This is a genomic window from Brevibacterium sp. BDJS002 (assembly GCF_028201555.1).
Classification (GTDB): domain Bacteria; phylum Actinomycetota; class Actinomycetes; order Actinomycetales; family Brevibacteriaceae; genus Brevibacterium; species Brevibacterium aurantiacum.
Genome location: NZ_CP116392.1, coordinates 1,608,576 through 1,635,171 on the forward strand (window position 1 = coordinate 1,608,576; position 26,596 = coordinate 1,635,171).

23 protein-coding genes and 1 pseudogene are annotated in these 26,596 nt (G+C 63.3%); 14 read left to right on the forward strand and 10 right to left on the reverse strand.

The features are described from left to right. Position 1: 1 nt before the first annotated feature. Both PGC08_RS07500 and PGC08_RS07505 read right to left on the reverse strand, forming a co-directional pair. Positions 2-223, reverse strand: coding sequence for a hypothetical protein (locus PGC08_RS07500; protein WP_096160876.1), 222 nt, complete (start codon positions 221-223; stop codon positions 2-4). Next, positions 220-876, reverse strand: a complete 657-nt coding sequence (locus tag PGC08_RS07505; protein ID WP_271709874.1) for an RNA polymerase sigma factor — start codon at positions 874-876, stop codon at positions 220-222. Before PGC08_RS07505 ends, PGC08_RS07500 begins: the two co-directional genes overlap by 4 nt. Positions 877-1,082: 206 nt before the next feature. On the opposite strand from PGC08_RS07505, the gene PGC08_RS07510 reads away from it, so the two are divergent. Continuing rightward, positions 1,083-1,604, forward strand: coding sequence for a hypothetical protein (locus tag PGC08_RS07510; RefSeq protein ID WP_271709875.1), 522 nt, complete (start codon positions 1,083-1,085; stop codon positions 1,602-1,604). Here the strand turns inward: PGC08_RS07510 and PGC08_RS07515 are convergent. Next, positions 1,585-2,511 carry a carbon-nitrogen hydrolase family protein gene (locus tag PGC08_RS07515; RefSeq protein ID WP_271709876.1) on the reverse strand — a complete coding sequence of 309 codons (927 nt, stop codon included), beginning with the start codon at positions 2,509-2,511 and terminating at the stop codon, positions 1,585-1,587. The genes PGC08_RS07510 and PGC08_RS07515 overlap by 20 nt on opposite strands. A gap of 144 nt (positions 2,512-2,655) precedes the next feature. Here PGC08_RS07515 and PGC08_RS07520 point away from each other — a divergent pair, with 144 nt between their 5' ends. Both PGC08_RS07520 and PGC08_RS07525 read left to right on the forward strand, forming a co-directional pair. Continuing rightward, positions 2,656-3,687, forward strand: a complete 1,032-nt coding sequence (locus PGC08_RS07520; RefSeq protein WP_092108673.1) for an ATP-binding cassette domain-containing protein — start codon at positions 2,656-2,658, stop codon at positions 3,685-3,687. 110 nt (positions 3,688-3,797) lie between these two features. Continuing rightward, positions 3,798-4,529: an ABC transporter permease gene (locus PGC08_RS07525; RefSeq protein ID WP_271709877.1), complete on the forward strand. Its 732-nt coding sequence runs from the start codon at positions 3,798-3,800 to the stop codon at positions 4,527-4,529. A 4-nt stretch (positions 4,530-4,533) separates the two neighbouring features. Here PGC08_RS07525 and PGC08_RS07530 read toward each other — a convergent pair whose 3' ends face one another. Together PGC08_RS07530 and PGC08_RS07535 are read right to left on the reverse strand one after the other, a co-directional pair. Then, positions 4,534-6,216: a hypothetical protein gene (locus PGC08_RS07530; RefSeq protein ID WP_271709878.1), complete on the reverse strand. Its 1,683-nt coding sequence runs from the start codon at positions 6,214-6,216 to the stop codon at positions 4,534-4,536. Between the two features lie 90 nt (positions 6,217-6,306). Beyond that, on the reverse strand, positions 6,307-7,686 hold the full coding sequence (locus tag PGC08_RS07535) for a BTAD domain-containing putative transcriptional regulator (RefSeq protein WP_271709879.1): 1,380 nt from the start codon (positions 7,684-7,686) through the stop codon (positions 6,307-6,309). A 107-nt stretch (positions 7,687-7,793) separates the two neighbouring features. Here PGC08_RS07535 and PGC08_RS07540 point away from each other — a divergent pair, with 107 nt between their 5' ends. Genes PGC08_RS07540 through PGC08_RS07560 form a run of 5 tightly spaced genes read left to right on the forward strand, consistent with a single transcriptional unit; the run spans position 7,794 to position 12,035 of the window. Continuing rightward, positions 7,794-8,798 carry a zinc-dependent alcohol dehydrogenase gene (locus PGC08_RS07540; protein ID WP_271709880.1) on the forward strand — a complete coding sequence of 335 codons (1,005 nt, stop codon included), beginning with the start codon at positions 7,794-7,796 and terminating at the stop codon, positions 8,796-8,798. Then, positions 8,799-9,182 (forward strand): 6-pyruvoyl trahydropterin synthase family protein, encoded by a 384-nt coding sequence (locus PGC08_RS07545; RefSeq protein WP_092102483.1) that lies wholly within the window; start codon positions 8,799-8,801, stop codon positions 9,180-9,182. Next, entirely contained in the window at positions 9,179-10,171 is a 993-nt protein-coding gene (locus tag PGC08_RS07550; RefSeq protein WP_271709881.1) for a glycosyltransferase family 4 protein, read from the forward strand. Before PGC08_RS07545 ends, PGC08_RS07550 begins: the two co-directional genes overlap by 4 nt. Beyond that, positions 10,168-11,166 (forward strand): class I SAM-dependent methyltransferase, encoded by a 999-nt coding sequence (locus tag PGC08_RS07555; protein WP_271709882.1) that lies wholly within the window; start codon positions 10,168-10,170, stop codon positions 11,164-11,166. Before PGC08_RS07550 ends, PGC08_RS07555 begins: the two co-directional genes overlap by 4 nt. Continuing rightward, a complete protein-coding gene (locus PGC08_RS07560; protein WP_157691299.1) occupies positions 11,163-12,035 on the forward strand; it encodes a lysylphosphatidylglycerol synthase domain-containing protein in 873 nt (290 codons plus the stop codon). The genes PGC08_RS07555 and PGC08_RS07560 overlap by 4 nt, the downstream gene beginning before the upstream one ends. On the opposite strand, the gene PGC08_RS07565 is transcribed toward PGC08_RS07560, so the two are convergent. The 3 genes and pseudogenes from PGC08_RS07565 to PGC08_RS07575 all read right to left on the reverse strand — a co-directional run bounded on the left by PGC08_RS07565 (position 11,965) and on the right by PGC08_RS07575 (position 14,230). Beyond that, complete coding sequence (locus tag PGC08_RS07565; protein WP_271709883.1) at positions 11,965-12,819, reverse strand: RibD family protein; 855 nt, start codon at positions 12,817-12,819, stop codon at positions 11,965-11,967. The two genes, PGC08_RS07560 and PGC08_RS07565, sit on opposite strands and share 71 nt — an antisense overlap. A gap of 101 nt (positions 12,820-12,920) precedes the next feature. Then, positions 12,921-13,412, reverse strand: a pseudogene (locus PGC08_RS07570) (GTP cyclohydrolase II); the annotation flags it as partial. Further along, positions 13,409-14,230: a CDP-alcohol phosphatidyltransferase family protein gene (locus PGC08_RS07575; protein ID WP_092102471.1), complete on the reverse strand. Its 822-nt coding sequence runs from the start codon at positions 14,228-14,230 to the stop codon at positions 13,409-13,411. The pseudogene PGC08_RS07570 and the gene PGC08_RS07575, both read right to left, overlap by 4 nt. A 142-nt stretch (positions 14,231-14,372) precedes the next feature. Here PGC08_RS07575 and PGC08_RS07580 point away from each other — a divergent pair, with 142 nt between their 5' ends. Together PGC08_RS07580 and PGC08_RS07585 are read left to right on the forward strand one after the other, a co-directional pair. Continuing rightward, positions 14,373-15,671: an amidohydrolase gene (locus tag PGC08_RS07580; RefSeq protein WP_271709884.1), complete on the forward strand. Its 1,299-nt coding sequence runs from the start codon at positions 14,373-14,375 to the stop codon at positions 15,669-15,671. A 65-nt stretch (positions 15,672-15,736) separates the two neighbouring features. Beyond that, positions 15,737-17,242, forward strand: a complete 1,506-nt coding sequence (locus PGC08_RS07585) for an acetyl-CoA hydrolase/transferase family protein (RefSeq protein ID WP_096146765.1) — start codon at positions 15,737-15,739, stop codon at positions 17,240-17,242. Between the two features lie 37 nt (positions 17,243-17,279). On the opposite strand, the gene PGC08_RS07590 is transcribed toward PGC08_RS07585, so the two are convergent. Further along, the gene (locus PGC08_RS07590) at positions 17,280-18,551 is read right to left on the reverse strand and encodes an ArgE/DapE family deacylase (protein ID WP_271709885.1); all 1,272 of its coding nucleotides are present in this window, start codon (positions 18,549-18,551) and stop codon (positions 17,280-17,282) included. 118 nt (positions 18,552-18,669) lie between these two features. Further along, positions 18,670-19,983 carry an SLC13 family permease gene (locus PGC08_RS07595; protein WP_096146763.1) on the reverse strand — a complete coding sequence of 438 codons (1,314 nt, stop codon included), beginning with the start codon at positions 19,981-19,983 and terminating at the stop codon, positions 18,670-18,672. A 459-nt stretch (positions 19,984-20,442) separates the two neighbouring features. Between PGC08_RS07595 and PGC08_RS07600 the strand changes: the two genes are divergently transcribed. The 4 genes from PGC08_RS07600 (at position 20,443) to PGC08_RS07615 (ending at position 26,577) form a co-directional block, all read left to right on the forward strand. Next, entirely contained in the window at positions 20,443-22,794 is a 2,352-nt protein-coding gene (locus PGC08_RS07600) for an HNH endonuclease signature motif containing protein (RefSeq protein WP_271709886.1), read from the forward strand. Positions 22,795-23,068: 274 nt separating this feature from the next. Then, positions 23,069-24,541 carry a sensor histidine kinase gene (locus PGC08_RS07605; protein WP_271709887.1) on the forward strand — a complete coding sequence of 491 codons (1,473 nt, stop codon included), beginning with the start codon at positions 23,069-23,071 and terminating at the stop codon, positions 24,539-24,541. Beyond that, positions 24,538-25,338, forward strand: a complete 801-nt coding sequence (locus PGC08_RS07610; protein ID WP_271709888.1) for a response regulator transcription factor — start codon at positions 24,538-24,540, stop codon at positions 25,336-25,338. The genes PGC08_RS07605 and PGC08_RS07610 overlap by 4 nt, the downstream gene beginning before the upstream one ends. A gap of 87 nt (positions 25,339-25,425) precedes the next feature. Next, positions 25,426-26,577, forward strand: a complete 1,152-nt coding sequence (locus tag PGC08_RS07615) for a fatty acid desaturase family protein (RefSeq protein WP_271709889.1) — start codon at positions 25,426-25,428, stop codon at positions 26,575-26,577. Positions 26,578-26,596 lie beyond the last annotated feature (19 nt).

The window sequence follows — 26,596 nt, forward strand, 5'->3', positions numbered from 1 at the left end:
CTCAGGACAGGAGCTCGGTGAGGGTCTCTGCTTCCTCGGCGCACACGGCGCACCCGGCCAGATGCACATCCATGGGCACATCGCGGTAGCTCGGGTCGGCCAGTCTCTGCTCGACGAATTCGTCGATGCGGGCGAAGCACTCATCACATGACAGGTACGGGTCCGTGTCCGTGAGCAGCCGGGCGATCACGTCTGGGCTCAGCGGCTGGTGCGGGTCGGTCATGACGTCCTCCTGTCGGGGAGTGCCTCGAGATGACCGGAGGCGATGAGCGCCTCGCGCAGTCGTTTCCGGGCATCGTGGACATTCTTATACAGCGCATTGCGAGTGGTGCCCAGCCTGTGGGCCAGGACATCGATGGGCACATCGTCGACGAGCAGGGCGATCATGATCTGGCGCTGTCGAGGCGTCAGTGCCGTGCCCAGGGACGTGCGGACCGCACGCGCCAGATCGGAGCCCTCGGCGCGGCTGGCCGGCCCGTGATCGGCATCGACGAGCGGCAAGTTCTCCGAGAGCGTGACCTCGCGGTGGCGCCATGCCTGCCGGCGCACGGCGACACCTGCCTGCAGGATGCCGAACTTGAACACCCAGGTGCTGAATCTGCTGCGCCCCTCGAACTCGCCGAGTCTGCGCAGCACCGCGAGATGAGCATCGTCGGCGGCTTGCTGAGCCAGATCCTCCAGGTCAGTCGACCCGGCACCTGGAAGTTGATGCCGCAGCCGCCCCACCTGCAGCCGGGTGGCCTTGAGCAGCAGTTCGTGCAGTCTGCGCTGAGCCGCGAGCCGTTGCGGTGTCTCGGGTTCTTCGAACTCGCCGAGGTGAAGGTGCCAGTTGTCATCGCGCACACAGTCAGGGACAGAGATGGGTACATCACTCACGATCGTCATTGTGCCACCACCAGGCGAAGCAGAGAAGGGTCATAGTTCGTTGGTGTCAGATGGGGGAGATGGTCTTACCTCAATCGGCGAAAAACCTTCCGCGAAACATTTTCTCTCGCCCCGGTAAGACGAGCATGAGGCGTGGACACCAACTGGGTACAGGAGGCCAACAGGCATCCTCCGCCCATTCGTGAAGGGACACGCTCATGTCACACAAACTCGCCACCCCCGAAGACACCGGATCAGGCACCGGATCAGGCACCGGGGCAAGTTCCGGGGCAGTTGGCCTCAGATCTCACCTTGGAAGTGATCGCGCCTTCTTCCTGTTGCGCACCATCTTCACCGTCGCCCCGATCCTGTTCGGGCTGGACAAATTCTTCGGCCTGCTCACGAACTGGGACAGCTACCTGGCACCGTGGATCGATGCGATCGTGCCGGGGACCGCCCATCAGGCCATGTTCGCCGTGGGCATCATCGAGATCGTCGCCGGCATCGTCGTCGCCGTGGCTCCGAAATTCGGATCACTGCTGGTCGTGGCCTGGCTGGCTGGGATCATCATCGACCTCGTCTCCATGGGACAGATCTTCGACATCGCCCTGCGCGACTTCGGACTGCTCGTCGCAGCCCTGGCCCTGACCGCACTCGCCTTCGACCGGCCCCAGAAGATGACGGCGAGCATGATCGCCCGCCTCATCACGAGCTGCCTCATCACAGCCCGTAGGTGGTGAGCTTCTCCTCTTCGTCGACGAGGAGCGTGAAGACATCGGGCCGGGCATAGTGACCAGCGGCATCGAAGTCGAACTTCGCCTGAGCCAACTCGTCGAGGTCGATCGTCGCGAGGAGGAGTCCGGCACCATCGCGCTTCGGTCCGGCGAGCACATGGCCCAAGGGCGAGACGATCATGCTGCCGCCGGAGATCAGCGTGGTGTCGGGATCCTCGCCTTGAAAAGGATGGACGTCGTCGGGCAGGTCGCGGCGCTGCAGGTACTGGTTCGCGCTGATGACGAAGCACCGTCCCTCCAATGCGATGTGGCGCATGGTCGAGGCCCACACCTCCCGCTCATCAACGGTGGGCGCGCACCAGATGTCGACGCCCTTGGAATACATGGTCTGGCGCAGCAGCGGCATGTAGTTCTCCCAGCAGATCGCCGAGCCGAGGGTGCCCAGAGCCGTCTCAATCGTCTCCAGCGTCGATCCGTCACCACGGCCCCAGAGGAAACGCTCTGCGGCGGTAGGGACGAGCTTGCGGTGTTTGGCTGCCAACCCGTCCTCGGGGGTGAAGAACAGCGAGGTGCAGTAGAGGGTGCCGCCGTCACGTTCGATGACGCCGATGACGATGGTCAGCCCATGAGTGCTCGCGGCGTCGGCCAAGGCATCGGTCTCTGGGCCGGGAACGGCAATCGCCGAGTCGAAGTAGCGTTGGAAGTCCTTCCGTCCTTGGGAGGAGCGGGAACCGACCGTGATACCGAAGTCCAGGCCCTTCGGATACCCGCCGAGGTAGGCCTCCGGGAGAACGACGAGTGAAGCTGACTGCTCCGCGGCCTCCCCGATATAGGCAAGTGCCTGTTTGAGTGTGGCTCCGGTATCGAACAACGTGCTGCCGGCCTGAACGGCGGCGACGGTGAACTGCGACATGTGAGGCTCCTTTGATCTGTGACACCCGACGAGGTGGTTCTCAGCCTGTAGCACCTGCCGTCATCGTCTCACCGGTGACCGGATGAAACCAGGGCGAGCCTGCTGTGAAACCACGATGAAACCGGTGGCGTGAACACTGAGGGAATGCAGAACATACGAACAGACCCATCGGTCCAAACCAACGCAGCTGCCTCCGCCACCTCGGCGGTGCGCATTCGCGGACTCGTCAAGACCTTCGGCGACTACACCGCTGTCAACCACATCGACCTCGACATCCGCAGGGGAGAGATCTTCGGCGTCCTGGGCCCCAACGGGGCAGGCAAGACCACGATGATCAACATGCTGGCCACGCTCCTGGCAATCGATGATGGGCACGCCGAGATCTTCGGTGTCGACGTCGCCCGCGAACCCCATAAGATCAGGCAGCTCATCGGCGTGACGGGGCAGTACGCCTCGGTGGACGAGAAGCTGACCGGCCGCGAGAATCTCCAGCTGATCGCCCGACTTCAGGGATTGAGCAGGACCGCTGCGCGGTCCGTCGCCGTCGAACTCCTCGAGGAATTCGGACTGGGTGCTGCCGCCGACAAACCGCTGTCCACGTTCTCCGGCGGCATGCGCCGACGCCTCGACCTGGCCGCCAGCCTCATCACCCGGCCCCCGCTCATCTTTCTCGACGAACCCACCACCGGACTCGATCCCCGCACCCGCAACCAGATGTGGGAGACGATCCGCAACCTCGTTGCCGGTGGCGTCACCGTGCTGCTGACCACGCAGTACCTCGAAGAAGCCGACCAACTGGCCGATCGCATCGCCGTCATCGACCGCGGTCAGATCGTGGCGCAGGGAACCCCCGGCGAGCTCAAAGCCTCCATCGGCGGCTCCAGCCTGCAGCTGATCCTCGGCGACGCCGGCGACGAAGACCGAGCTCGTGCAGTCATCAGCGAGCTCTTCGCCGGCGACGTCGTCCACGTGCCCGATCCTGGAGCGATCACGGTCTCCCTGCAGGTCGCCAGCGATGCGGCCACCGTGCTGCTGGCGCTGCGCGACCATTCGATCGATGTCTCGTCGATCAAGGTGCAGGAGCCCAGCCTCGACGACGTGTTCCTCACCATCACCGGCGAAACCGCCACTGAACCAAGCCCCACTGACGCAAGCAGAGAAGAGATCTCAGCATGAGCACCACACAGACCACCCAAGCCGCACGCCGCGCACCCATCGGCACGGTCAGCACCGACACGAGCTAACTTCCGGCCCGCCCGGGCCTCGTCGAATCCTGGAACCAGACCATGGGATTCGCCGCCCGTGCGCTCAAGCGCATGCGCCGCGAACCCGAGCAGTTCTCCGACGTCGCCATCCAGCCGATCCTCTTCACCGTCATGTTCGGCTTCATCTTCGGCGGCGCCATCAGCGGCGACATCGCGAACTACCTGCCGCTCATGGTTCCGGGCATCCTCGCGATGACCTGCCTGACCGCGAGCATGGCCACCGGCGTGCAGCTGCGCGAAGACATGGACACCGGCATCTTCGACCGCTTCCGCACCTTGCCCGTCGCCCGCATCGCACCCCTGGCGGGGCCGATGGTCGCCGACCTGGTCCGCTACGCGATCGCCGCATCATTGACGTTCCTGACCGGAATCGCCATGGGCTACCGACCCGAAGGCGGTGCCCTCGGCGTGATCGCTGCGATCATCCTCGTCGTCGTCACCGGTTGGTCGCTGTCCTGGGCATTTGCCTACATCGGCACCGTGGTCCGCTCCGCTCAAGGCGCCCAGGGCATCTCGATGATGATCCTCTTCCCGCTGACATTCCTGTCCAACGCCTTCGTCCCTGTCGAATCTCTGCCGAACTGGCTCCAGTGGTTCGTCACCATCAACCCGATCTCACACGTCGTGTCCGGGGTCCGCGACCTTGCGAACACCGGTGCCGTGACCGCCGAGGTGGGATGGGCGCTCGTCGGCTGCGCCGTCGTCATCGCGATCTTCGCTCCGCTGGCGCTGCGGTCCTACCAGCGCAGGTGACCGTTCAAAGTGTGTGCGAGTGCAGCTCGTTCAGGGTGTGCGCGCATTCGTGGAGCTCGACGATCACCTCGGCGGGGGCGAGGTTCGCGAGCATGTAGGTCTCGGATTCAAGTAGGCCTGCCTGTTCGGCTGTCAGGTCATCGGCCAGGGCCCGCCAGTTCAACGAGGGGAAGCCTCGGTTGTAGCTGAGCTTGTCCGCCAAAGCCATCAGCTTGGGAATCTGATCCGCATCGGCATCCTCGCGGTGGTGTCCCCAGACCGCAAGCGCGAACGCGACAGTGCCCAGCACCGGGAAGTCATAGTGACCCCGCTGCTGGGCCGTTGCGCGTTCTGTCTTGTCCAGCAGGATCAGATACTTCTGCCTCGCGTCCTGAAACACCGTCTCCCTCTTCTTCACATCCACCTCGGTGGGGGAGCAGCGGGCACGGACAGCCGTACTCACAGCGGCGCTGACGAGATTCCACGGGGCGAGTCCATCGCTGACGGGAACACCCGGCAGAGGCGCATGGTCACTCCCTGCACCCAGCGCACGATCGAGCAGCGTGAGTCCTTCATCGACCCGGCCGCGCATGAGCGCGAGCTCGGCCCGACCCAGCAGGAGCATGTACCGATGATGGTAGGCCTCGTCATGGTCATTCGACCTCGAGAGGGCATCGAGTTCGGCTTCGGCCGCAGCCACCTCGCCGAGGTTGAGGTGGGCGAACGCGAGCACTGACCGGCATTCGACGGTGTCACCGAGGTCATTGAGCGTCGGGAGCGCGATTCGGGCGTGTTCGAGCGCCTTGGCGAAGTTCCCGAGCTGCAGATGCAGCTGGGACAGGGACTCCCGGTAGCGCGTTGACAGCCACGGCGGATCGTCGACGCGGATATCGGCCATAGCGTGTTCGAGCAGCGTGATCGAGGTGCCGACCTCACCGGCGTTTTCGTTGATTCCAGCGAGGAACGGTGCCGCCAGGAGCCGCGTGAGGCGATCGTCTGACTCGCTGAGTTTGTGAAAGCGGGCAAAGTCCTCCGGGGACTGTTCCGGCGCTTCGGATTCGATGACGGCGATGCCCAGGCGGGTCATGGCGCGGATGAAGGGATCATCCGAGTCCGGGCCCAGCTGCTTGAGCACACGCCGGGTCTCGGGAAGCTCATGCCAACGAGGGAGCATTCCCCACGTTGTCGTCTCGACGGCGAGGACCCGACGGGTCATCTCCGCGAGGTGATCGGGCATCGTCCAGGTCGAGAGGAACCGTTCGATGAGGTCGAAGTGCGTGACGATGTGGATGTGCTCGCCGCTGACCATCCAACATGGGAGCAGGGCCGCGAGCATGGTGACGGTGTCATCATCGTCACGATCGAGGAGACGGCGCAGAACATGCGCGAGGTTGTGTTCCTCGGAGCGCAGAATTCTGACCGCACGCAGCTGAGCAGACCCCATGATGTCGGGGACCGCCTCGGTGCAGAGGCTGATCGCCCAATCGTCGACGGCTGCCTCTGCCTGCGTCCGCTCGCCGGACTCTTCAAGCTTGAGCAGACCATATTCGCGGATCGTCTCGAGCATGCGGAAGCGGACTTCGCCGCCGCGCTCGATGACCGTGATGAGTGATTGGTCGACGAGGTCGTCGACGGCCTGGAGGGGGCTGGCGAATGTTGGTTGTGTCGCATGGGAGCCGAGCACTGCCTCGGCACAGTCGGCACTCAACGCATCGGGCAGGAGCGCAAGGTGGGCCAGGGCCCGGCGGGAATCCTCGCCGAGCAGCTGCCACGACCAGTCGATGACAGCCGAGAGCGTCTAGTGGCGTGCAGGTGCACTCCGATCACCGCCGCGCAGCAGTTCGAAACGGCGGGCCACGTTCTCGAGGATCGTCTCCGGGGAATGCGTGCGCGTGCGTGCGGCCGCGAGCTCGATCGCCAGCGGCAGGCCGTCGAGATGGTCGACCAGTTCGGCGACGACCGGCCGGTTGAGCGTGATGCTCGGGCGCACGGCACGCGCCCGCTGGGTGAAGAGCTCGATGGCCTCGGTACTTGGGAGCTGGTCGAGGTAGTAGGTGTGTTCGGCGGTCAGACGCAGAGGAGTGCGGCTCGTAGTGAGGACGCGCAGATCGGACACGGCCGAGAGCAGGTCGCTGACGAGGTCCGAGACCGCGTCAACGAGGTGCTCGCAGTTGTCGAGGACAAGCAGATTGCGGCCGACACTGAGCTGGGCGATGATGCGGGAGCGCAGATCGGGCAGGGGCGTCTGGCGCTCGATGCGCGAGATCGTCTCCCGCACCTGCAGCGTCTCTGCCACGGCCCCGATGACCTCGTCGGGCTGTCGGATCGTCGCGAGTTCGACGACGCGCACATGCGGCAGGGGGCTCATCCGCGCCAGCTCCTGAGCCAGGCGGGTCTTGCCCAGGCCGCCGGGACCGACGATCGTGACGAGCCTGGCAGAGGAAAGGAGACCGGTGACCTGTTCGAGGTCGTCGTCGCGTCCGAGCAGGCTCGTCGCCGCATACCGCACACCGGAGCGGACCGGTTCGTCCATGGCGAGGAGTTCCTGGTGGACGGCCTGCAGTGCGGGTCCCGAACTCGAACCGAGGTCCTCGGCCAGGCGAGTCTGCACGTCGGCGTAGGCCTGGAGAGCTGCAGGCGTCCCCTTCGCACCGGCGAGGGCACGGAGGAATTCGGCGGTGAGCTTCTCGTCGAAGGGGTTGGCCTCATGGAGTCGGGTGAGTTCGGGCAGAGCTTCACGGTGCCGGCCCTGCTTCGCCGTCGCCACAGCGATGACGTGAACGGCACGGGAATCCTCGCCGAGATCGATGGCAGTGCGAGCCAGCTCCAGCGCTCGGGGGATGTCCCCGACGGTCAGGGCAGCCTCGGCGTCCGTGGTCAGGATGTCGAGAGCCCAGAGGTCGATGTCCGCAGTCTGCAGTGCCAATCGGTAGCCGGTCGTGGTGCGTTCGATGGCCTCGGCGGTGGTCTGGGTTCGGGTCCGGGAGACGAGGACCTGCAGTGCCTTGCTCGGGTGTTCGGGCGGATCATCGGCCCAGATGGCGTCGATGAGGGCCTCGGCGGACAGGCCCCGGGGACCTGCCTCGGCGAGGGTGCGCAGCAGCGTCCGCATGCGCTCGCCCGGGATGGGGCGCGAACGCCAGGAGACGGTGCTCAGAAGTTTCAGCCGAGGATCCACGAGTCCCAGTCTACGAAAGCTTGAGTGAATCGGTGATCTGTGGGCGCTGTCGAACGCCCCTACCCGAGCTTCCTACCCGAGCTCACCTGCGCTGTTAGGATGCTCGTATGGCTTGGCAGTACTGGACCGATGCCCACCGACTGGGATGTTGGAGGGAGGTGATGACTCCTCATGCAGGTACCGACGCGGGTACCGGTGGGGAGCAGATGATGCGGGTGCGCACGACCGCCTCGGCGGTGTCGAAGGGGACTGAAACCCTCGTCCATACCGGCCGAGTGCCACCACGAGTCGCGGAGCTCATGGCCGCCCCGCATCAACTGGGTGATTTCCCCCATCCCGTCTCCTACGGGTATCTCGCCGTCGGCATCGTCGATGAAGGCCCGGCCGCATGGATCGGAACGCGCGTCTTCGGACTGCTGCCCCACCACAGCCATCACCTGGTGGTTCCGGACGATGTCCATCCGATACCCGAGGGCATCTCCGACCATCGGGCGCTGCTGGCCGGAGCCGCTGAAACCGGGCTCAACATCCTGTGGCAGTCACCCCCGCACTACGGGGACCGAGTGGCGATCATCGGTGGGGGCATGATCGGTGCCGCCACCGCTCTGTTGGCCTCGCATCTTCCGCTCGAGCGCCTCGAAATCATCGAGACCAACCCTGACCGACGTGCCCTCCTGACCAGCCTGGGCCTGACTGCGCTCGCTCCCGAGGACGCCGGTGATGACTGCGATATCGTCATCCATACCTCCGGGAGCGAAGCCGGGCTGGCCCGTGCCCTCGAGATCGCCGGCGATGACGGGACCGTCGTCGAAGCCTCGTGGTACGGGGACACGGAGCCCCAGGTGGCACTCGGTGCCGATTTCCACGCCCGACGCCTCTCGATCGTCGCCAGCCAAGTGGGCCAGGTCCCGGCCGGACACCGCGCGCGGAGGACCCGCAGCGAGAGACTGGGTGCCGCACTGAGCGCACTCCACGACGACCGCTTCGACGCCCTCATCACCGGAACTTCGGGGTGGCAGGACCTGCCATGGCTGATGGACGAACTCAGCAGCGACACTGCGCTCGCGACAGCCACCCTGTGCCATGTGCTCGACTACGAAGAAGGATCCTGAATGTTCAGCCTCAGCGTCAACGACCACGTCATGATCGCCCACAGTCTGCCGCACGAATTCTTCGGGCCCGCGCAGGCTCTCCACGGTGCCACCCTCGCCGTCGAGGTGACGTTCACCCGGGAGGAACTCGACGAACATCGTGTCGTCCTTGACATCGGTGAGGCTCTGGCGCTGCTCGACGAGGCCCTGACACCGCTGCGGTACACGAACCTCGATGAGCATCCCGATTTCGCGGGCCGTCTGTCGACGAGCGAGGCGATCGCCGAATACATCGGCACCGACCTCTCCACTTCTCTCGCAGACCGTCCCGAGATCGGGATCACGGTCCACCTGCGCGAGAACCCGCGCGCTGCGGTGTCCTATACCGTTGCGAATCGGCCGTGACCTACACCCTCATCGAACCGGACCTCGGCCGCACCAGCGGGGGACTGCGCTTCAACTCCGAACTCGCCGCCGCGGCCGAGGGGCGGATCGAGCGCATCACCGGGCCTGGGACCTGGCCCGAGCCCTCGGACGAGGACGTGGCCAGGTTGCGCCAGCTGGTTGCACGATGTCAGGAAGCCGGCGATGCTGCGGCTGGGCGCGACCGCCCGGTCCTCATCGACGGGCTCATCGGATGCAGCCTCCCCACACCCCTGCAGGGTCCGATCGTGATGCTCCAGCATTCGCTGGCACAGACACCTGCCGCTGCCCGTCGTGAAGCCGACTGTCTGCGGTCCGCATCCGCTGTGGTGACGACGAGTGCATTCGCCGCCGCCGAGGTGGCCCGGAAGTACGGCATCACCGCCGAGGTGGCCCTGCCCGGAACGCATCCACGTCCCGTGACGCAGCCCGGTTCGCCAGCCCACCTCATCTGCCTCGCAGCGATGGAGGACAACAAGAACCAGCTGTTCCTCGCACACGTCTTCCAGGAACTGAGACGACGCGGCATCACCGATTGGCGTTGCACCCTCGCCGGGCCCATCACCGACACCGACTATGCCGCGGACGTGTGTGATGCACTGGGTGGACTGAGTTCGGTGGATTGTGTGGGCGAACTCGACGGTGCCGCCGTCGATGAGCTCTACCGGCACGCGGACCTGCTTCTCCTGCCTTCGAAGGCCGAGACCTTCGGGATGGTCGTGCGCGAGGCCGCCGCCGCAGCTATTCCTTCGCTCGTGAGCGCGGGCACCGGGGCACAGGAAGCCCTGGTTGCCGGGCACGCACTGGAACTGGACGTCCCCACATGGGCAGATGCCCTGGAACGGTGGATGAGACACGCGACCTACCGAACCGAACTCGCAGCCACGGCGCTCGAAGCTAGGGAATCCTCTGTGCACGGGTGGGACGAGACGGCGCGCACCATGCTCTCCGTCTTGGAGAGCGTCTCATGAACGCCGCAGAACCGGACTGGCTGGATCTGCGGGTGCCCTTCGATGATGCTGCACGACAGTATGCACTTCCGCTCCTGGACAAGGCGGCCCGCGCGCTGAGCCTCGACACGGAACGACAAGTCGGCACAGAACGACAAGTAGGCACAGAACGACCGCTGGTCGTCATCGACCTCGGCGCCGGAACCGGCAACTCCATGCGCTTCTTCGACCGCTGCCTCGCTCAACGACTGCCGGAGCGTCCTCTGCACTGGGTGCTCGTCGATGCCGATGAGTCCGCACTCGAGATCGCGGCCGACAGATTTGGTACAACGGTGCGCACGGTCGCGGCCCCGATCTCCTCCCTGCCGGCCATCGCTGCCAAAGTGCTGGGTGAGGTGGCCACGGAGGTGGGCACAGCCAGCCTGACGGAGGTGGGCACAGCCAAGCCAAGGGGCGAGCGACGAACAGCAGCCGCCGCGTCGCCAGATTCGTGTGATCTCCTCATCACCGGCAGTGCCCTGCTCGACGTGCTCACACGCGAGGACTTGGCGACCATCGTCGAGACGCTGCATCGCTTCTCCGGGGTCGGGCTGTTCCTGCTCAGCATCTCCGGGCAGTGGCGTCTGACCCCCTCACATCCAGATGACGGTGTCCTCGACGAGGCATTCGCCCACCACCAGCTCCGCGAATCACGCCTGGGCACCCACGCAGCGACGGTGCTGGAGACGACGGCGCGCAACACAGGTGCACAAGTGGAGACATCCGCCAGCCCCTGGCACCTCGAAGCACCACGGGACTCGGAGTTCCTCACCCGATTCCTCACCGAACGCGTCGATGCCGCCATCGAGGAGGAACCCCGTCTGCAGGCGAGGGGCCGGGCATGGCTGGAAGACCGGTGGGCCCAGTCTGGGCTCACCGTCGTCGTCGACCACACCGATGTGCTCATCGACGCCACGGTCCAACACGACACGAGGACAGCTCAGCTCGGCACGAGGAGAGGCGAACCGAAGCGATGAGGAGGCTGTGGGTGCGACGGGCGCTCATGCTGCTCATCACCATCGGCTTGCTCGTCCTCACCGTGCGCATCGTCGGGGTCCAGGCTCTGCTCGAAGGCGGACAGGTAGTCACGCCGATGACGGTCCTCGCGGCGCTGGTCCTTGGTCTGCTCGCCACGACCGCCCAAGCCATGCGGTTCTCTCTGCTGCTGAAGCAGACCGGAACACAGGTGACTCGGCGCCGAGCCCTTGCCGACTGCTACTCGGCCGGTCTGCTCAACACCCTCCTGCCCGGTGGACTGAGCGGAGACCTGGCTCGTGTCGCCGCCTACCGCAATACCGGGCCACGCCGGTGGCTGTCTCCGCTGACCGTCGTCGGTGCCGAACGGCTGAGCGCAACCACGCTGCTCTTCATCACGGCCACGCTCGCTCTCATCCCCGTGGCCCCGGCCTTCGCCTGGATCGCCGCAGCGGTCGCCGTGGTCACCGGGGTTCTCTCAATTGTGGGCATGCGGGGGATGAGAGCAGCAACCATCGGGCTCGTGTGGCTGATGGCGGCGGTGACCATCGGATCCTTCCTCGCCCTCTACCTCATCGCGATGCTCGCCCTCGGAGGTCCCGTCATCCCGGCGCTCGCCGTCGTCGGCTTGGCAGCGATGAGCATCCCGCTTGGCGTCGGCGGCTGGGGAGTGCGCGAGGTCAGCGTGAGCATCCTTGCCGGCAGTCTCGCGAGCTCGGTCGAATGGGCGGTCACCACATCGGCGGGCTACGGTCTCCTGGCCGCTATCTCAACGTTGCCGGGCGCGATCACCCTCATGCTCAGGCTGTGGAGGCGTCACCAGGAGAGCGATCAGCATTCTCCGTCGACCCGCCGCTCGCCGACTTGCTGAGCAGGTATTCGGTGCACATGTCCTCACCGAACCGGTAGCGGCGGAACGGGCGACGCAGCGCTTCAGCCATGACCTCAGTGCCCTCGAAGCGGATGCCTGGGACCCCATTGCCGATGAGTACGGGCGCCGAGGTGAGGAACAGTCGGTCGAGCACGCCGGCTGAGAGGAACGATGACACCGTCCGTCCGCCGCCCTCGACCAGGATCGATCCCGAGACATGCTCGCGAATGAGCGAGATGATGGTGGCGGGAGAGATCTCACTGTCCGCCGTCGCTGGCAGCCGAACCATATGGACGTGGTCGCCGATGTCCTTTGGGGGGACAACCTCGGCGCCGGTGAGCCACAGCGTGGGAGCCTCGGGCGAGGTGAGGACGGTCGCTGTGGCGGGGATCCGACCGTGGGGGTCGAGGATGACGCGGACGGGATTCTTCCCGGGGACGGCGCGCACCGTCAGTTGGGGATCGTCGGCCACGACCGTGCCGCAGCCGACGAGGACGGCACCGACAGACGCCCGGATCCGATGGAGATGGGCGCGGTCGATCTGCCCGGAGACGAACTGTGCGTCACCATTGGACGTCGCGATGAAGCCGTCCTCGCTCTGGGCCAGCTGTGCGACGACCTCGTCGCCACCGGCGATCGTGTCGTAGACGGCCAGCGTGTCCTCTTCGCCGACTGTGCTGATTGTGCCGACTGTGCTCGCGGTGTCCCCGGTGTCCCCGGTGCCCTCGGTGTTCGCCTCCGTGGTGTCGACGTGTGGGTGCTCGGCAGGGGCGATATGGTCCATAAGGCGGCGTTTGGCCTCGAGGTATCCTGCGTTCTCCGGCCGTCCGGCACCTGGAGGCTGAGGCGGTCGGCCACCGTGATGCCCATGCCCTCAAGGGCGGTGACCTTGCTCGGGTTCGAGGACAGCAGAGTGATTCGCGGGCAGTCGAGATCGTTGAGGATCGCTGCCGCCGCTGTGTAGTCGCGTGCATCATCGGGCAGGTCGAGAGCACGGTTCGCGGCGACGGTGTCGAGACCGGCGTCCTGGAGGGCGTAGGCGCGCAGCTTGTTCTCAAGTCCGACCCCGCGGCCCTCATGCCCGCGCAGATAGATGAGAATACCGGTGCCGGCGTGAGCAATGGCGGCGAGCGAAGCCGAGAGCTGGTCACCGCAGTCACAGCGATGCGAGCCGAGGGCATCGCCGGTAAGACATTCGCTGTGGACTCGCACGAGGGGAGCATCCACAGCAGCCGGGTCGCCGATCGACATCACTGCGTGGGCCGTTCCATCGTGAGTGTAGGTGCGGAGCGTGAAGAGCCCGTGGACGGTGGGCAGCTTGCTCGGAGGCCCGCCGACCAGGACGGTTGAGTCCGTGCTTCTGTGCAAGGCAGTCATGGTCCAAGTCTACGTACAGGCAGGCGTTCTGAGTCTTCTGCATTCCCCGAAACAGCTTCTGCCTTCTGCGAAGCAGGCTGGAGCCGGGCGAAGTCATCTGCATATCTGTTGGAACCGCCCGGAATCTGGGGTCCGGCATGCCGCTCGAGCCACAGGATGTCGCGGCCGAAGGAGAAGATGAGCGCAGCGAGGGCGATCACTGCGCTCATGATGCCGAGACTCGGATTTGCCAGAGCCACTGGTGACCCAGCGATGAGGAGGAGGATTCCTTGGCTTGCCGCGATCGTTTTGCGCAGGACCGACGGCGGCAGCTGCTGCTGTCTCCAGGCGGGCCGCAGCAGAGCTGCCCCGCGGAAGAGATAGTAGAAGGTGCCTGGCAGAACAACCCACCATCCCCAGATGGGGACGAGTGCGACGGAGAGGACGAGCACAACGAGAGCATCGACGGATTCGTCGAAGTCGGCCCCCGCCGAGGTGGCCCCGGTTCGCCGTGCCACGTAGCCGTCGCAGGCGTCGAGGATGAGCGCCAGCCCACCGACGACGATCGCCGTCCACGAGAAGCCATCATCGCGGATGATGAGGGCGGTGAAGACCATGATGAGTCCGAGCCGTACGGTTGTCACGTCGTCGGCCGGCCGCCACCTCTCGGCGCGGAACAGACTCCGGCCGGCGCCGAGGCCGAAGAGGGCGAGCATGATGAGAACCGTTGACCACTGCGGCTGGAGCACCGCAGAGATCAGAGTGGCAGCGCCGAGCAGGGCCAGCGGCGTGAGGAGTCGGAGGCCGGGTGACTTTCCGGATGAGTGGGAAGTGCGCATGCTTCCGTTCTACCACAGTTGACGAGGTTGTCAGTCGACGACAGCCCAGCCTGTGGCTATCACCGTCATACCTGTGACTATCACTGTCATGAAGCAATAGGATGCGAAGGTATCTTTCTGCCGATCGAATCGAGGTGTGCACGTGAGTGTGGCACTCCAGCTCCAGGACCAGCTCGTCGCTTGGCGACGGGACTTCCACCAGTTCGCCGAGCCGGGATGGACGGAATTCCGGACCACCTCGGCGATCATCACAGTCCTGCGTGATCTGGGCTGGGACACGGTCTACGGACCCGAACTCCACGACGCCGATGCTCGCTTGGGTGTGCCCGGGGCAGACGTACTCGGTGCCGAACGCGAACGTGCAGTGTCGCAGGGAGCCGATCCGGAGCTTGTCGAGGCGATGGGCGACGGTTTCACCGGTGTTCTGGGCGTGCTCGAAACCGGACGCCCCGGGCCGGTCGTGTGCTTCCGCTTCGACATCGACTCGAACGACCTGGTCGAACTCGCCGATGACAGCCACCGCCCCTTTCTCGAGGGATTCACCTCGGTCAACGAGGGCGCCATGCACGGATGCGGGCACGACGGCCACGCCGCCATCGGACTGGGGTTGGCCACGACACTGACGAAGCTTCAGGATGAGCTGGGCGGGACGGTGAAGATCATCTTCCAACCCGCCGAGGAGGGTGTGCGTGGCGCTCATTCGATCGTGGCCGCCGGCTGGTTCGACGACCTTGACCTGTTCGTCGCGACGCATTTGATGGCCAACGGCGAGAAGGGTGCGATCGTGACCGGAGCCGACGGATACCTGGCGAGCACGAAGTTCGACGTCACATTCACCGGGGTCGGCTCACATGCGGGCGGTGACCCGGAAAAGGGGAAGAACGCGCTGTTGGCGGCGGCCTCGGCAACGCTGAATCTGCACGCGATACCCCGGCACTCGGCGGGCGCCAGCCGGATCAACGTCGGAACGTTCCATGCTGGTGAGGGCCGCAATGTCGTGCCGCGGACTGCGACACTTCGCGTAGAGACTCGGGGCGAGTCGAGTGAGATCAACGAGTTCATGTTTGATCGGGCGCAGGACGTCATCGCCGGTGCTGCGACGATGTATGGCGTCGAATACGAGGTGACTGTTGTCGGGAAGGCGGATCAGGAATCGCCGAGCCCGGAGCTGCTGCCCAACATCCGGGACAGCTTCTTAGGAGTGCACGGTGTCTCGGCGATCAGCGATACGAGCGGTATCGGCGGATCCGAGGACGCGACGGCCATGATGAAACGTGTCAAGGAACGCGGCGGCCTGGCCACCTACGTCCAAATCGGTATGGATACTTCGTGGGGCCACCACACCGAACGCTTCGACGTCGACGAGGACATGCTCGCCGTTGGAGTGGAAGCTGAGACGAAGATTGCGCTGGGGGCGGGGGAGTTCCTAGCTGGGCGGTAGGAGCGGCATAGGTCTTGGGTGAGGCGGAGCCCGTGGCGGAATCGGCGTCCGATAAACTCATGTGAATGTCGAGAATTACGTGCCCTGACCTGAGCTCTAAGGTTGTCACCGCGGATGCAGCGGCTGTTCATATCGGTCACGGTGACCGTGTTGCAATGAGCGGATTCACCGGTTCGGGATATCCGAAGGCTGTGCCCGGTGCCATCGCCGAGCAGGCCCGAACCGAGCATGATCAGGGTCGTGACTTCGGCATCGAACTGTGGACCGGGGCCTCGACTGCGCCGGAACTCGACGGAGTCCTCGCCGAGGCGAACGCTGTGAGCAAACGATTGCCCTTCCAGTCCGACCCGGCGATGCGGAAGTCGATCAATTCCGGCGACACCGAGTACGTTGATACTCATCTCAGTCATTCCGCCCAACAGGCCTGGTTCGGCTTCTACGGCAACCTCGATGTCGCCGTCGTCGAAGTCGCAGCCATCCTGCCCAACGGTCTGCTGGTTCCCGGCAGTTCGGTCGGCAACGCGAAGACATGGCTGGACCTCGCCGACAAAGTCATCCTCGAGGTCAACTCCTGGCACCCACGTGCCTACGAAGGCTTCCACGACGTCTACTACGGCACTCGTCGGCCACCCGAGCGTCTGCCCATCCAGCTCCTGGAACCCATGCAGCGCATCGGCGACCCCTACCTGCGGGTCGATCCTTCCAAAGTAGTTGCCGTCGTCGAGACCACGGCACCAGACAGGAATCTGGCGTTCAAACCCGCCGACGAGGACTCGAAAGCCATTGCCTCCCACCTCGTCGACTTCCTGCGCCATGAGATCCAAGCCGACAGGCTGCCTCCCGAGCTGCTGCCGCTGCAGTCCGGAGTCGGCAACGTAGCCAACGCCGTCATGGGCAACCTGGCTGACAGCGAGTTTGAGGGCCTGACCGCCTATACGGAGGTCATCCAGGACGGGATGCTCGACCTCATCGACAACGGCAAGCTCGCTTCGGTGTCGGCCACCGCCTTCTCGCTCTCGGCCGAGCGGGCAGCGGACTTCAACGAGAACATCGAGTCCTACAAGGGACGCATCCTCCTGCGCACGCAGGAGATGTCGAATCATCCGGAAGCTATCCGCCGCCTCGGCGTCATTGCGATCAATGGGATGGTCGAGGCCGACATCTACGGCAACGTGAATTCCACCCACGTGATGGGCTCATCCATCATCAACGGCATCGGCGGGTCCGGCGACTTCGCTCGCAACGCCTACCTCAACTTCTTCGTGTCGAACTCGATGGCCAAGGACGGAGCGATCTCCTCCATCGTGCCCTTCGCCAGCCATATCGACCACACCGAACACGACACCCAGATCCTCGTCACCGAGCAGGGGCTGGCCGATCTGCGCGGTCTGTCCCCGGTCGCGCGAGCACGCAAGATCATCGCCAACTGTGCGCACCCGAGCTACCGCGACCGCCTCGGCGACTATCTGGATCGGGCAATCGCAGAGAACCCGAACGGACGTCATACCCCGCACCTGCTGGGCGAGGCTCTGTCCTGGCACGGGAACTTCCAGGCCAACGGGAGCATGTGAAGCCTGCCTGTGCGGGTTGCAGATCCAAAGTGCCGAACTATTCGTCGATGCCGCACCATTCGGCGATGAAGAGCGCCATGGATTTCGTGCACCTGCGCACTGATTCGATGCTCACTCGTTCGTCGAAGCCGTGGATGTTCTCCGAGACAGGGCCGTAGACCAGAGTCGGCGTATCGCCGTAGTTGATGAAGACTCGACCGTCGAGATAGCCGGGAGTGGTGAAGCTGGTGAGGACTGTGCCGAAGGCTTGCTGGTGAGTGCGTTCAAGCAGCTCTTCGGCATCGCTGCGGGGCTCGAGGACGTAGCCTTCGGCGTAGAACCCGTTGGGAGTCAGAACAGTTTCAAAGGTCGGGCGTGAACTCGTTCCGGCATCGGACACGCACTTTTCGACCTCGGCCCAGGCATCATCGGCGTTCGTTCCGGGGTAGGTGGCCACGCGGACCTGGAGTTCGCACCAGGCAGGCACGCTCGAGGGCCAGTCGCCGCCGCGGATCTCCCCGAAGTTGAAGTTGATGGGGTGGTCGAGGTCCTCGAAATACGGATGATCGGCCTTGCAGTCATTCCAGGTCTGTTCGAGCACGCGCAGAGCCTGCATCACATCGAACGCGGCATCGATGGCGTTGAAGCCATTGGCCATCTCTCGTGGGTGAGTGGGGTTGCCGGTGACCCGGACCGTGAACCAGAGGACCCCCACATTGGCTCTGACCAGGGCATCTTCCTCGGGTTCGGAGATGATGACCGCGTCTGCGGTGTATCCGCGCAGCAGAGCGGCCAGGGATCCGTTTCCGGTGCATTCCTCCTCGACGACGGACTGGAGGTGGATGCGACCAGTGAGGTTGAAGCCGGCTTCACGGATGGCATCGAAGGCGAACAGGTTCGCGACGAGACCTGCCTTCATATCTCCGGCACCGCGGCCATACATCCACCCATCGGCCACCTCGGCGTCCCACGGAGAACGAGACCATTTCTCCTCTGGTCCCTGCGGTACTACATCGATGTGGCCGTTGAGGATCAGGGACTTCCCGACGTCCCGAGTGGGCTGGTACGTGCCGACGACATTGGTCATCCCCGTGTAGTCGACGGTGGAGGGGCCGTAGCCCGGATGCGACGTCAGCTCGGGGGAGTCGATGGCCCACCGGTCGATGTCGAGGCCGAGCCTGTGCAAACGGGACTCGATGAGATTCTGTGCGGGTTCCTCATGTTCACGTCTGGACGGCGAGTTCACCAGCTCGGCGGTCGCCGCCAGTTGTTCGTCGAATTGGGCGTCGACTGCCGCGAGGATCCGTTGTTGTGCGTCGTTGGTGATCATCGGCTCTCCTTCGAGCGCAGCTCGTTCTGCGCGGTGGGCTCAGCTCCTGTGCTGACCGTCTGCAGCGACTCTAGGGGAGTGCGACCGTGGATGCAGCAGCAGTCTCACATTCTCTGTGTCATGTTGTCAGCATCGTCGGCACTGCGGCGACGACCCATGCGAGTCCGGGACCGATGAGGCACATGAGGCCGGCGTATCCGATCATCTGCTTGTAGTAGCGGTCGCGGATCGTTGAGTGCACATTGGCGAGCAGCATTGCACCGTTGGTCGAGAACGGGCTGATGTCGACGATGGTCGCAGCGATCGCCAATGCGGCGACGAAGCCGCCCACGTGGACATCGCCTGATTCGAGGAACGGCACGGCCAGGGCGATGACGACGCCGATGATCGCCAATGATGACGCCAATGCTGAGATCAGACCCGACATGTAGAAGAGCAACAGGGCAGCCAGCAGGGGAATGCCGATCGCCGAGATCCCGGCGGAAACCCACTCGACGGTGCCTGCTGCTTGGAGGACGGAAATGTAGGTGAGCACCCCGGTGATGAGGATGACGACCGACCAGGACACCTTGGTCATCGCGGCCTTGCCCGCTGCCGGGTTGATGAAGGTGAGCACGATGGCGATCGTGATCGTCACGATCCCGACATCCCAGCTGAAGATCAGCACGGACAGAGCCATGGCGATCAGTCCGATCAGGGTCGGAACCTGGCTTCGCGTCAAGCGGACGGTGTCGGTTTTGACCGCGGAGTTCCCGGTTCCGGGACTCTGGATTTCGGGACTCCCGGAATCGGGACTCTTGGTTTCGGCGGACAGGGCATCGTCCGCCTCGGCGCGCAATCCGGGTCGACGGTGAAGGACGAAGTAGACGACGAGTGCGAAGATCAGGTTGAAGATCAGCGGTGCCAAGAACAACGACAACGGGGTCGGAGTCAGGCCGTTCTTGGCGAGGTAGTCGTTGATGAAGATGCCATAGACGCTGATGGGGGAGAAGGCACCGGCCAATGCGCCGTGGACGACGAGGAGGCCGACCATGAACTGATTGATCCGATGCTTGCGCGCGAACGACAACGCCAGCGGGGCGATGATGGCCACGGCGAAGAGCGCACCCAGTGCGATCAGAATCGCGGTGAGGGCGAAGAAGATCCACGGCATGAGCGAAGTCCGGCCACCGACGAGCCTGACGCACCAATGGACGATGACCTCGATGACGCCGTTGTTCTGGGCGAAGCCGAACAGATAGGTCAGGCCCACGAGCGTGAGGAACAGGTCGACGGGGAAACCGGCGAGGAACTCCTCCGGGGCCTGGTGGAGGACGAGTCCGCCGACCCCTGCCGCAGCAACGAAGCCCAGCAGGCCCATGTTGATGTCGCGCCAGGTTCCGATGACGAACATCAGTCCGAGGACGATCACGCAGATCAGTTCAGCACTCATGGGAGCGGTGTCTCCTTCATCTTCACAATTTCGATTTCCGGCGTCTTGCTATGGCGCGGCACGGTAGTGGCGGGTGTCTGTTGCGGCGGTGGATGACTGCGACCCGGCGCGGTTGCAGCGTGGCCGCAGACGAAACCGCACGTCACACGCTCTTTAACCTAAACGAAATCTCATCTGCTGACCGCGCTATCTCGCTATGTAGGCGGCAGTGGGGTGGCTTCGGCTCAGCTGGGATGGGACCGCAGAAACTTGCTGGCGATCTCGTGTCAGTGCCGTTTGAGAGTATTGAACAACGAACAGAACTTGTGAATGGCAAGACACTTCTACCGGATCGGAAGATTTCTTAAGAATAGGGCTATACAAATAAGATTCGAATACTATAGAATATAAATATCATTTAATACATTCAGTGTTCTACTCACTCTTCCCGACGATGACGTACGAGGCAGGTGACACACGATGAAAAGCGCATCCTCAACCACCAACGAGCAACACCGCGAAGAAGGTAAAAAGGCCGACTCCGCTGGCAATGACGCCGGCGAGAATGCTGGTGAAAACGGAACACCCCGTTATATCGTTCGCTATGAATCCAGTGTCACCAATCTCGGCAGTGCATCTGCAGAGTATGACCAAGCGCAGCTGAAGGTCTACGAGCTCAGTGCCGGTGTCATACTCGAGCAGGTCATCCAGCACTACGGCACAGACGTTCCCGAAGGGGATGACCCCTACACGGTCGCCACGATTGCCAGCTCAGTTGATCGATGCAAAGAATCTTCAGGCACAGAGAAGGGTAAGGGAACCGAATATCTGGTGACTGCGAGCGATCTTGCCTGGAATATTTCACCGTTGGGTGATCGTGACTTCGACCAAAGCTGCACGGACCTCGTGGTCGTTTCCGATACATCGTCTGCGGTCATGGCCTATGACGCCGAGTTCGCGAAGAAGGTGCGTTCGCCAAAGGTCGAACCCGAGCCCGAGACTGTTGAACCTCCAGACTTTCCTGGCTTTGAACCGGACACCGATTTCTCGCGTTGGGTCCACGACCAGGTGTTCACCGAGGACATCGCTGAGATCTCCGCGATCTTCGGAACATCTACTCCGCGCACCTATCGCCGCCTGGCTGCGGCGATGACTGTTATTCACGGACTCCCGCGATTCGCTGACCGTGTTCGTGAGGGAGAATTCACGCAGGCGCACGTCGATGCCGCCGCCGACTTGTGTCAAACGGTTGCCATGCGGTTCCTGCCTCGACTGGACGAGTATCTTTCCGTCAGGCGGGCAGACGTGACGAGCGAATATTTCCGAACTGCTCTGCGTAAGAAGATTCAGCTTCTCGAGCCTGCAACAGACCGGGCCGAAACAGCTGCACGTCGGCGCCGAGTTGATATCGACACTTTCAAAGACGGAACCGCATGCTTGTCGTTGACAGGTCCAGCCGCTGAGGTGAATGCGAGCTTCCAGCGCATCCAGGCCATGGCGAGGGCAATTTATGCGGGGAATTCCAATACGTTCAATCTGGCGCCCGGTGTGGAAATCATCGACGAGCGCACCATCAGCAATCTCATGTTCGACATTGCCATCCGCCCTCAGCCGAAGCTCAGTATCAAGGTGAAAAGGATCGACCCGGTGACGGGAATCCAGACCACCTCCGAATCCTCACTTCTCGATGACAACGGGACTCCGCTGTTCGACTTCGACGACCAGGGTGTGGTCGGGCTGACGAAGTGTGCGAAAGGCGCTGAGGCATCACCTGAGGGTGGAACAGCCTTTGCTCCTGGTACACCACAGCAAGACGAAGTCACGGAATATGACATAACGGTCGGCATGCCCACCGACCAGTGGTGGTTGGCGAACCAAGCAGCCGTGGTGGTTACGGTTCCGTATCTGACGTTGAGCGGCGAATCGGAGCTTCCGGGCACACTGACAGACGGTTCTCCGGTGCCAGCAGAAACTGCACGGCGCATCGGCGCTCGTTCGAAGACGATGACGAGAGTCCTGACGGATCCGGCTACAGGTACTCCCGTCGACGCGAAAGCGACGACTTACCGGATTCCCAACGATGTGCGGAAGACGCTCATTGCAAAATGGGCGATCTGCACAGTACCGGGGTGCAGTCGAAGAGCAGAGAAGTCAGAGATCGACCACATCGTTCCCTTCGACCATGATCACCCTGACCGGGGCGGCCTCACTCGATTCACCAATCTGCATCCGCTGTGCAAAAAGCATCATGCGGTGAAGACTGCGCGAAACTACTTGGTGCGAATGCCGAAATCTGGCCTTGTCGAATACGAATTCTCCCATGGTGTGACCGCCGGTGTTACGGCTCCAGACCAACCTGTCGATGCTGCTCAAGCACTTGAGCTCTATGCACTATCGGGGATCAGTCCAAAAAGGTGGCGGCTCCCAACAGAAATGGTTCCTCCGCCACCGAACATTCTTGTGCTCACGCCCGGCGAGACGACGATTCGAAAACGTGACGAGGAAAAGCAGCGCGAACGAGAACGGGCAGACCATCAGCAATGTCTGCAGGAGAACTATGACCTCGCAAAGGCCAAGCGCCGACAACTGATGATCGATCGGATGCAGGATTGGGACAATGCAGTATTCCAGCTCTGCCTGCCGCCCGGGTCGGATCCTGTGACCATGAAGCGACTACCTCGGGGTCGTCGCAGAGGCTATCCGCGCTCCAGAGCGAAGAAGGGGCCCGATGGTTGGTCTTCGAAGAGTGAGTACATGCGAATGAGCAGAGCCTGGCAAGCCGCACGCGTGCAGTGGGAACATGACAGCGCGAATGACCCACCACCATTCTGATCCTCGCTTCACTGATCTGAGCCCCCAACTGTGTAGTTTGAACCTCGCTTCACTGATCTGAATTTCACTGGATCGGTCTGAACGTTTGGCAGAGGCCAGGGACCACCTCGGCGGTCCTTGGCTTCTGCTGTCTGGTCTGTGCGGCCCGGAGAGGGGCAGGTTTGGGACTCTCACGGGACGCATAGCTGTGTTTGCTAATGTCACACTGACGAAGTGTGCCAGGCGATTCGACCCCTCGGATCGGTTCAGAGCCGCAGAAGGAGAACCGGAATTCGTGCTGCTCAGCAAGCTGTTCGACAGATTCCTGCCAGCCGACCGCAGATTCAACCCTGAGGCTCTGGCCTGGATAGCGGTGATCTTCACCGCCATCGTGATGCTCGCAGTCGAATCCTCGATCGCGGTGGGAGTCCACGAAGCACCCGTCGCGCTGGCATTCATCATCACCGTCATCCACGCAGGATCGATGCCGCTGTCAATGCTGCGCCCACTCTTCGGCGTGATCGTCTCAGCCATCGCCTGTGGTGTCCTACCGCTGCTCGGCCCGTATCTTGCCGGCAATCCATGGCCGTGGATGGTGCCGATGATGATCACTCAGATCCTCATCATCCTCATCGTCGGACTCCGCGCCCACTGGGGCGTCGCATTGGCCGCGCTGCTGGCCAGCATCGCCGTCTCTGCGGCCGCAGCCGTGATCGGACATTTCCAGTACCCCGAGAGTCGGTCGGAATCATCGATCGTCAACATCGTCATCTTCTCCTGCATCGCCGGCGGCTTCTACGTGGCTGCCATTATCGTTCAGCAGTGGCACCTGATCCGTTCGCAGCTGCTGCAGGAGCAGGAGAACACTGCCGAGGAGCATTCGAAGCGCGTCGTGGTCGAGGAGAAGACGCGAATTGCCCGCGAACTCCACGACATCGTCGCCCACAGCATGTCGATCATCAACATTCAGGCCTCGAGCGCACCATTTCGCCACCCCAATATCGATTCGGATGTGGAAAGGGAATTCGAGGACATCTCCGTCTCCGCTCGCAATGCCCTCACCGAGATGCGAGGACTTTTAGGGGTGCTGCGCAATGAGGAATCGAACCAGCAGCTGGCACCTCAACCCAAGTTCTCCGGGGTTGAGGGCCTGGTGAAGAAGGCACAGCAGGCTGGAGTCAAGGTCACCATGGAACGCAGCGGGGGACCGCTAGATCGCAGCCTGCGCGACAGCACCGGGCTGGCCGGGTATCGCATCGTCCAGGAAGCGCTGAGCAACGCCATCCGTCACGCCACTGAATCGCAGATCCATATCAAGATCGACAGCGGCGGCACCGCTTTGTGGATCAATGTCTTCAACACCGCGGGAAAAGGCCCCTCTGAGGCCGCGAAGAACGAAGTTCACCGTCATCAGGGGCTTATCGGGATGAGGGAACGCGCGTCCTCGGTCGGAGGCGAACTTCGGACCGGCTGGACCGGAAGCGGAGGCTTCGAAGTGGCGGCGGTGCTGCCGCTGTCCGTGGCCGATGCGCGCAAGTCAGGCTCAGATAAGCCCGGTTCACGCGAAGCTGACGAGACAGACGAAGCTGACGAGACAGACGATCGCGACGTCAGCGCCGACCAGGACATAGGTGCGGACCCGGACGCCGACACAGGCACAGACACAGGCGCAGAAGACGTCACTGCCGCAGAGGCAGACGCGCTCACAAGCGCCGAGGCAGACGACACAGCGGGTCAATCGCAGGGTGACGAGAGGAGCAACGCGTGATTCGCATCGTGATTGCCGATGATCAGGCAATGGTTCGAGCAGGCTTCGCCGCGTTGTTGGACGCACACCCCGACATCGAGGTGGTGGGCCAGGCACAAGACGGTGTCGAATGCGTCAGCCTTGTCGCCGAGCTGAAGCCCGACATCGTCCTCATGGACGTGCGCATGCCCGAACTCGACGGCATCGAAGCCACCCGCGAGATCCTCTCGGCCCGGAGCCGTCAATCCGCGAACACTGCTGCGTCGGTGAACGCTGGCAAACCTGGGTTCGCCGGCCAGACTGGGATCGCCGGCCAGCCCGCGAACGCAGAGATATCGAAATCGACTGTGTCCACCTCAGAGACAAGCGGCATCGCCGATGACGTTCCGCGCATCATCATGCTCACGACGTTCGACATCGACGACTATGTCTTCGATGCGATCCGTGCCGGTGCCAGCGGCTTCCTCCTCAAAGATGCCCCACCCAATGAGCTCGCCGAGGCGGTGCGGGTGGTGGCCTCGGGTGATGGGCTGCTGGCCCCAAGCGTCACCCGTCGCGTCATCGAGCATTTCGCCGCGGGGCCGCAGACATCGAACGCGGAGGCGCTGCCTGATCTCACCGACCGTGAACGCGAAATCCTGGTGCTGGTGGCACGCGGCCAGACGAACACCGAGATCGCTGCCTCACTGTTCATCGCAGTGCAGACCGTTAAGACCCATGTTTCGCGAATTCTCTACAAACTCGACGCCCGAGACCGCGCTCAGGCAGTCATCGCCGCCTACGAATCCGGGCTCGTCGTGCCCGGCGCCCAGGTCTGATGACATAACCCCCTACCGGAGTAGGGGGTGGAATACGGTGCTCTGGGGTGATGCCAAGACGATGATCCACCTCGTACCGTAAGTAACATGGAACCAGTAGATGTCGTGAATAGGTCGCTGTCGACGCCCACTCTTGGAAAAGAGTCAAGGGCCGAGGTGCTCGAGAAGAGGCGAGCTAATCGCGGTACCGAGAAGCAGGAATTCACCAGCGATTTCAGTGCGCTGATGGCCCAGGTCAAAGAGGCTGGTCTGCTGGCTCGACGACCCGGCTGGAACACGCTGCGCTTCGTCCTCCTCGGAATCTCCTACGTCGTCGCCTTCGCGATGCTCTTCCTCATCGGCGAAAGCTGGTGGCAGATGGCCACGGCCGTCGTCTTCGGAATCCTCTTCACCCAGACGGCTTATGTCGCCCACGATGCGGCTCACCGTCAGATCTTCACCAATGGCAAGGTCGGCGAGTGGGTGTCGACCATCATCGGCAACCTGTTCATCGGCCTCAGCTTCGGCTGGTGGCTGAAGAAGCACAACGCTCTCCACCACGCCAATCCGAACAAGGCCGGCGTCGACGGCGACATCGCCCCCGGTGCACTGATCTTCGACCCTGCAGATGCCCAAGGACTCACCGGGTTGCGCAAGTGGCTTGCGGCCCATCAGGGTTGGTTCTTCTTCCCGCTGCTGACTTTGGCGGGAGTGCAGCTGCACGTGAACTCGGTCAAGGCGATTCTCGTCGGCCAGTCCTCGATCAAGCGCCGTTGGATCGAAGGCATCTTCATCGGCATCCGCATCATCGGATTCCCCCTCATCGCAATCTGGGCCGCCGGACCACTCATCGGCATCGTCTTCACGATCGTCCAGGTCATGGTCTTCGGTGTGCACATGGGCGGTTCGTTCGCTCCCAACCACAAGGGACAGCCGATCGTTCCCAAGGACGTGAAGATTGACTTCCTGCGCCGCCAGACACTGATGTCACGCAACATCTCGGGCGGACGTCCGATGGGCTTCCTCATGGGCGGACTCAACTACCAGATCGAACACCACCTGTTCCCCAGCATGCCCAGCGTCAACCTGCACAAGGTTCAGCCGATGGTCCGCGAATACTGTGCTCAGAAGGACATCAAATACACGGAGACGACGCTCTTCGAATCATTCGGCATCATCGTCCGCTACCTCAACCGGGCCGGACTCGGTCAGGCTGATCCCTTCGACTGCCCGGTCACCGCGCAGTTCCGCTCACGCTGAGCTAGCCGCACATCTCCAT

Bases quoted from the DNA above. Each gene is read 5' to 3' on its own strand.
- PGC08_RS07500 (WP_096160876.1), bottom strand. From the start codon at position 223: ATGACCGACCCGCACCAGCCGCTGAGCCCAGACGTGATCGCCCGGCTG.
- PGC08_RS07510 (WP_271709875.1), top strand. From the start codon at position 1,083: ATGTCACACAAACTCGCCACCCCCGAAGACACCGGATCAGGCACCGGA.
- PGC08_RS07515 (WP_271709876.1), bottom strand. From the start codon at position 2,511: ATGTCGCAGTTCACCGTCGCCGCCGTTCAGGCCGGCAGCACGTTGTTC.
- PGC08_RS07520 (WP_092108673.1), top strand. From the start codon at position 2,656: ATGCAGAACATACGAACAGACCCATCGGTCCAAACCAACGCAGCTGCC.
- PGC08_RS07525 (WP_271709877.1), top strand. From the start codon at position 3,798: ATGGGATTCGCCGCCCGTGCGCTCAAGCGCATGCGCCGCGAACCCGAG.
- PGC08_RS07540 (WP_271709880.1), top strand. From the start codon at position 7,794: ATGGCTTGGCAGTACTGGACCGATGCCCACCGACTGGGATGTTGGAGG.
- PGC08_RS07545 (WP_092102483.1), top strand. From the start codon at position 8,799: ATGTTCAGCCTCAGCGTCAACGACCACGTCATGATCGCCCACAGTCTG.
- PGC08_RS07555 (WP_271709882.1), top strand. From the start codon at position 10,168: ATGAACGCCGCAGAACCGGACTGGCTGGATCTGCGGGTGCCCTTCGAT.
- PGC08_RS07560 (WP_157691299.1), top strand. From the start codon at position 11,163: ATGAGGAGGCTGTGGGTGCGACGGGCGCTCATGCTGCTCATCACCATC.
- PGC08_RS07565 (WP_271709883.1), bottom strand. From the start codon at position 12,819: ATGGACCATATCGCCCCTGCCGAGCACCCACACGTCGACACCACGGAG.
- PGC08_RS07575 (WP_092102471.1), bottom strand. From the start codon at position 14,230: ATGCGCACTTCCCACTCATCCGGAAAGTCACCCGGCCTCCGACTCCTC.
- PGC08_RS07585 (WP_096146765.1), top strand. From the start codon at position 15,737: ATGTCGAGAATTACGTGCCCTGACCTGAGCTCTAAGGTTGTCACCGCG.
- PGC08_RS07590 (WP_271709885.1), bottom strand. From the start codon at position 18,551: ATGATCACCAACGACGCACAACAACGGATCCTCGCGGCAGTCGACGCC.
- PGC08_RS07595 (WP_096146763.1), bottom strand. From the start codon at position 19,983: ATGAGTGCTGAACTGATCTGCGTGATCGTCCTCGGACTGATGTTCGTC.
- PGC08_RS07600 (WP_271709886.1), top strand. From the start codon at position 20,443: ATGAAAAGCGCATCCTCAACCACCAACGAGCAACACCGCGAAGAAGGT.
- PGC08_RS07615 (WP_271709889.1), top strand. From the start codon at position 25,426: ATGGAACCAGTAGATGTCGTGAATAGGTCGCTGTCGACGCCCACTCTT.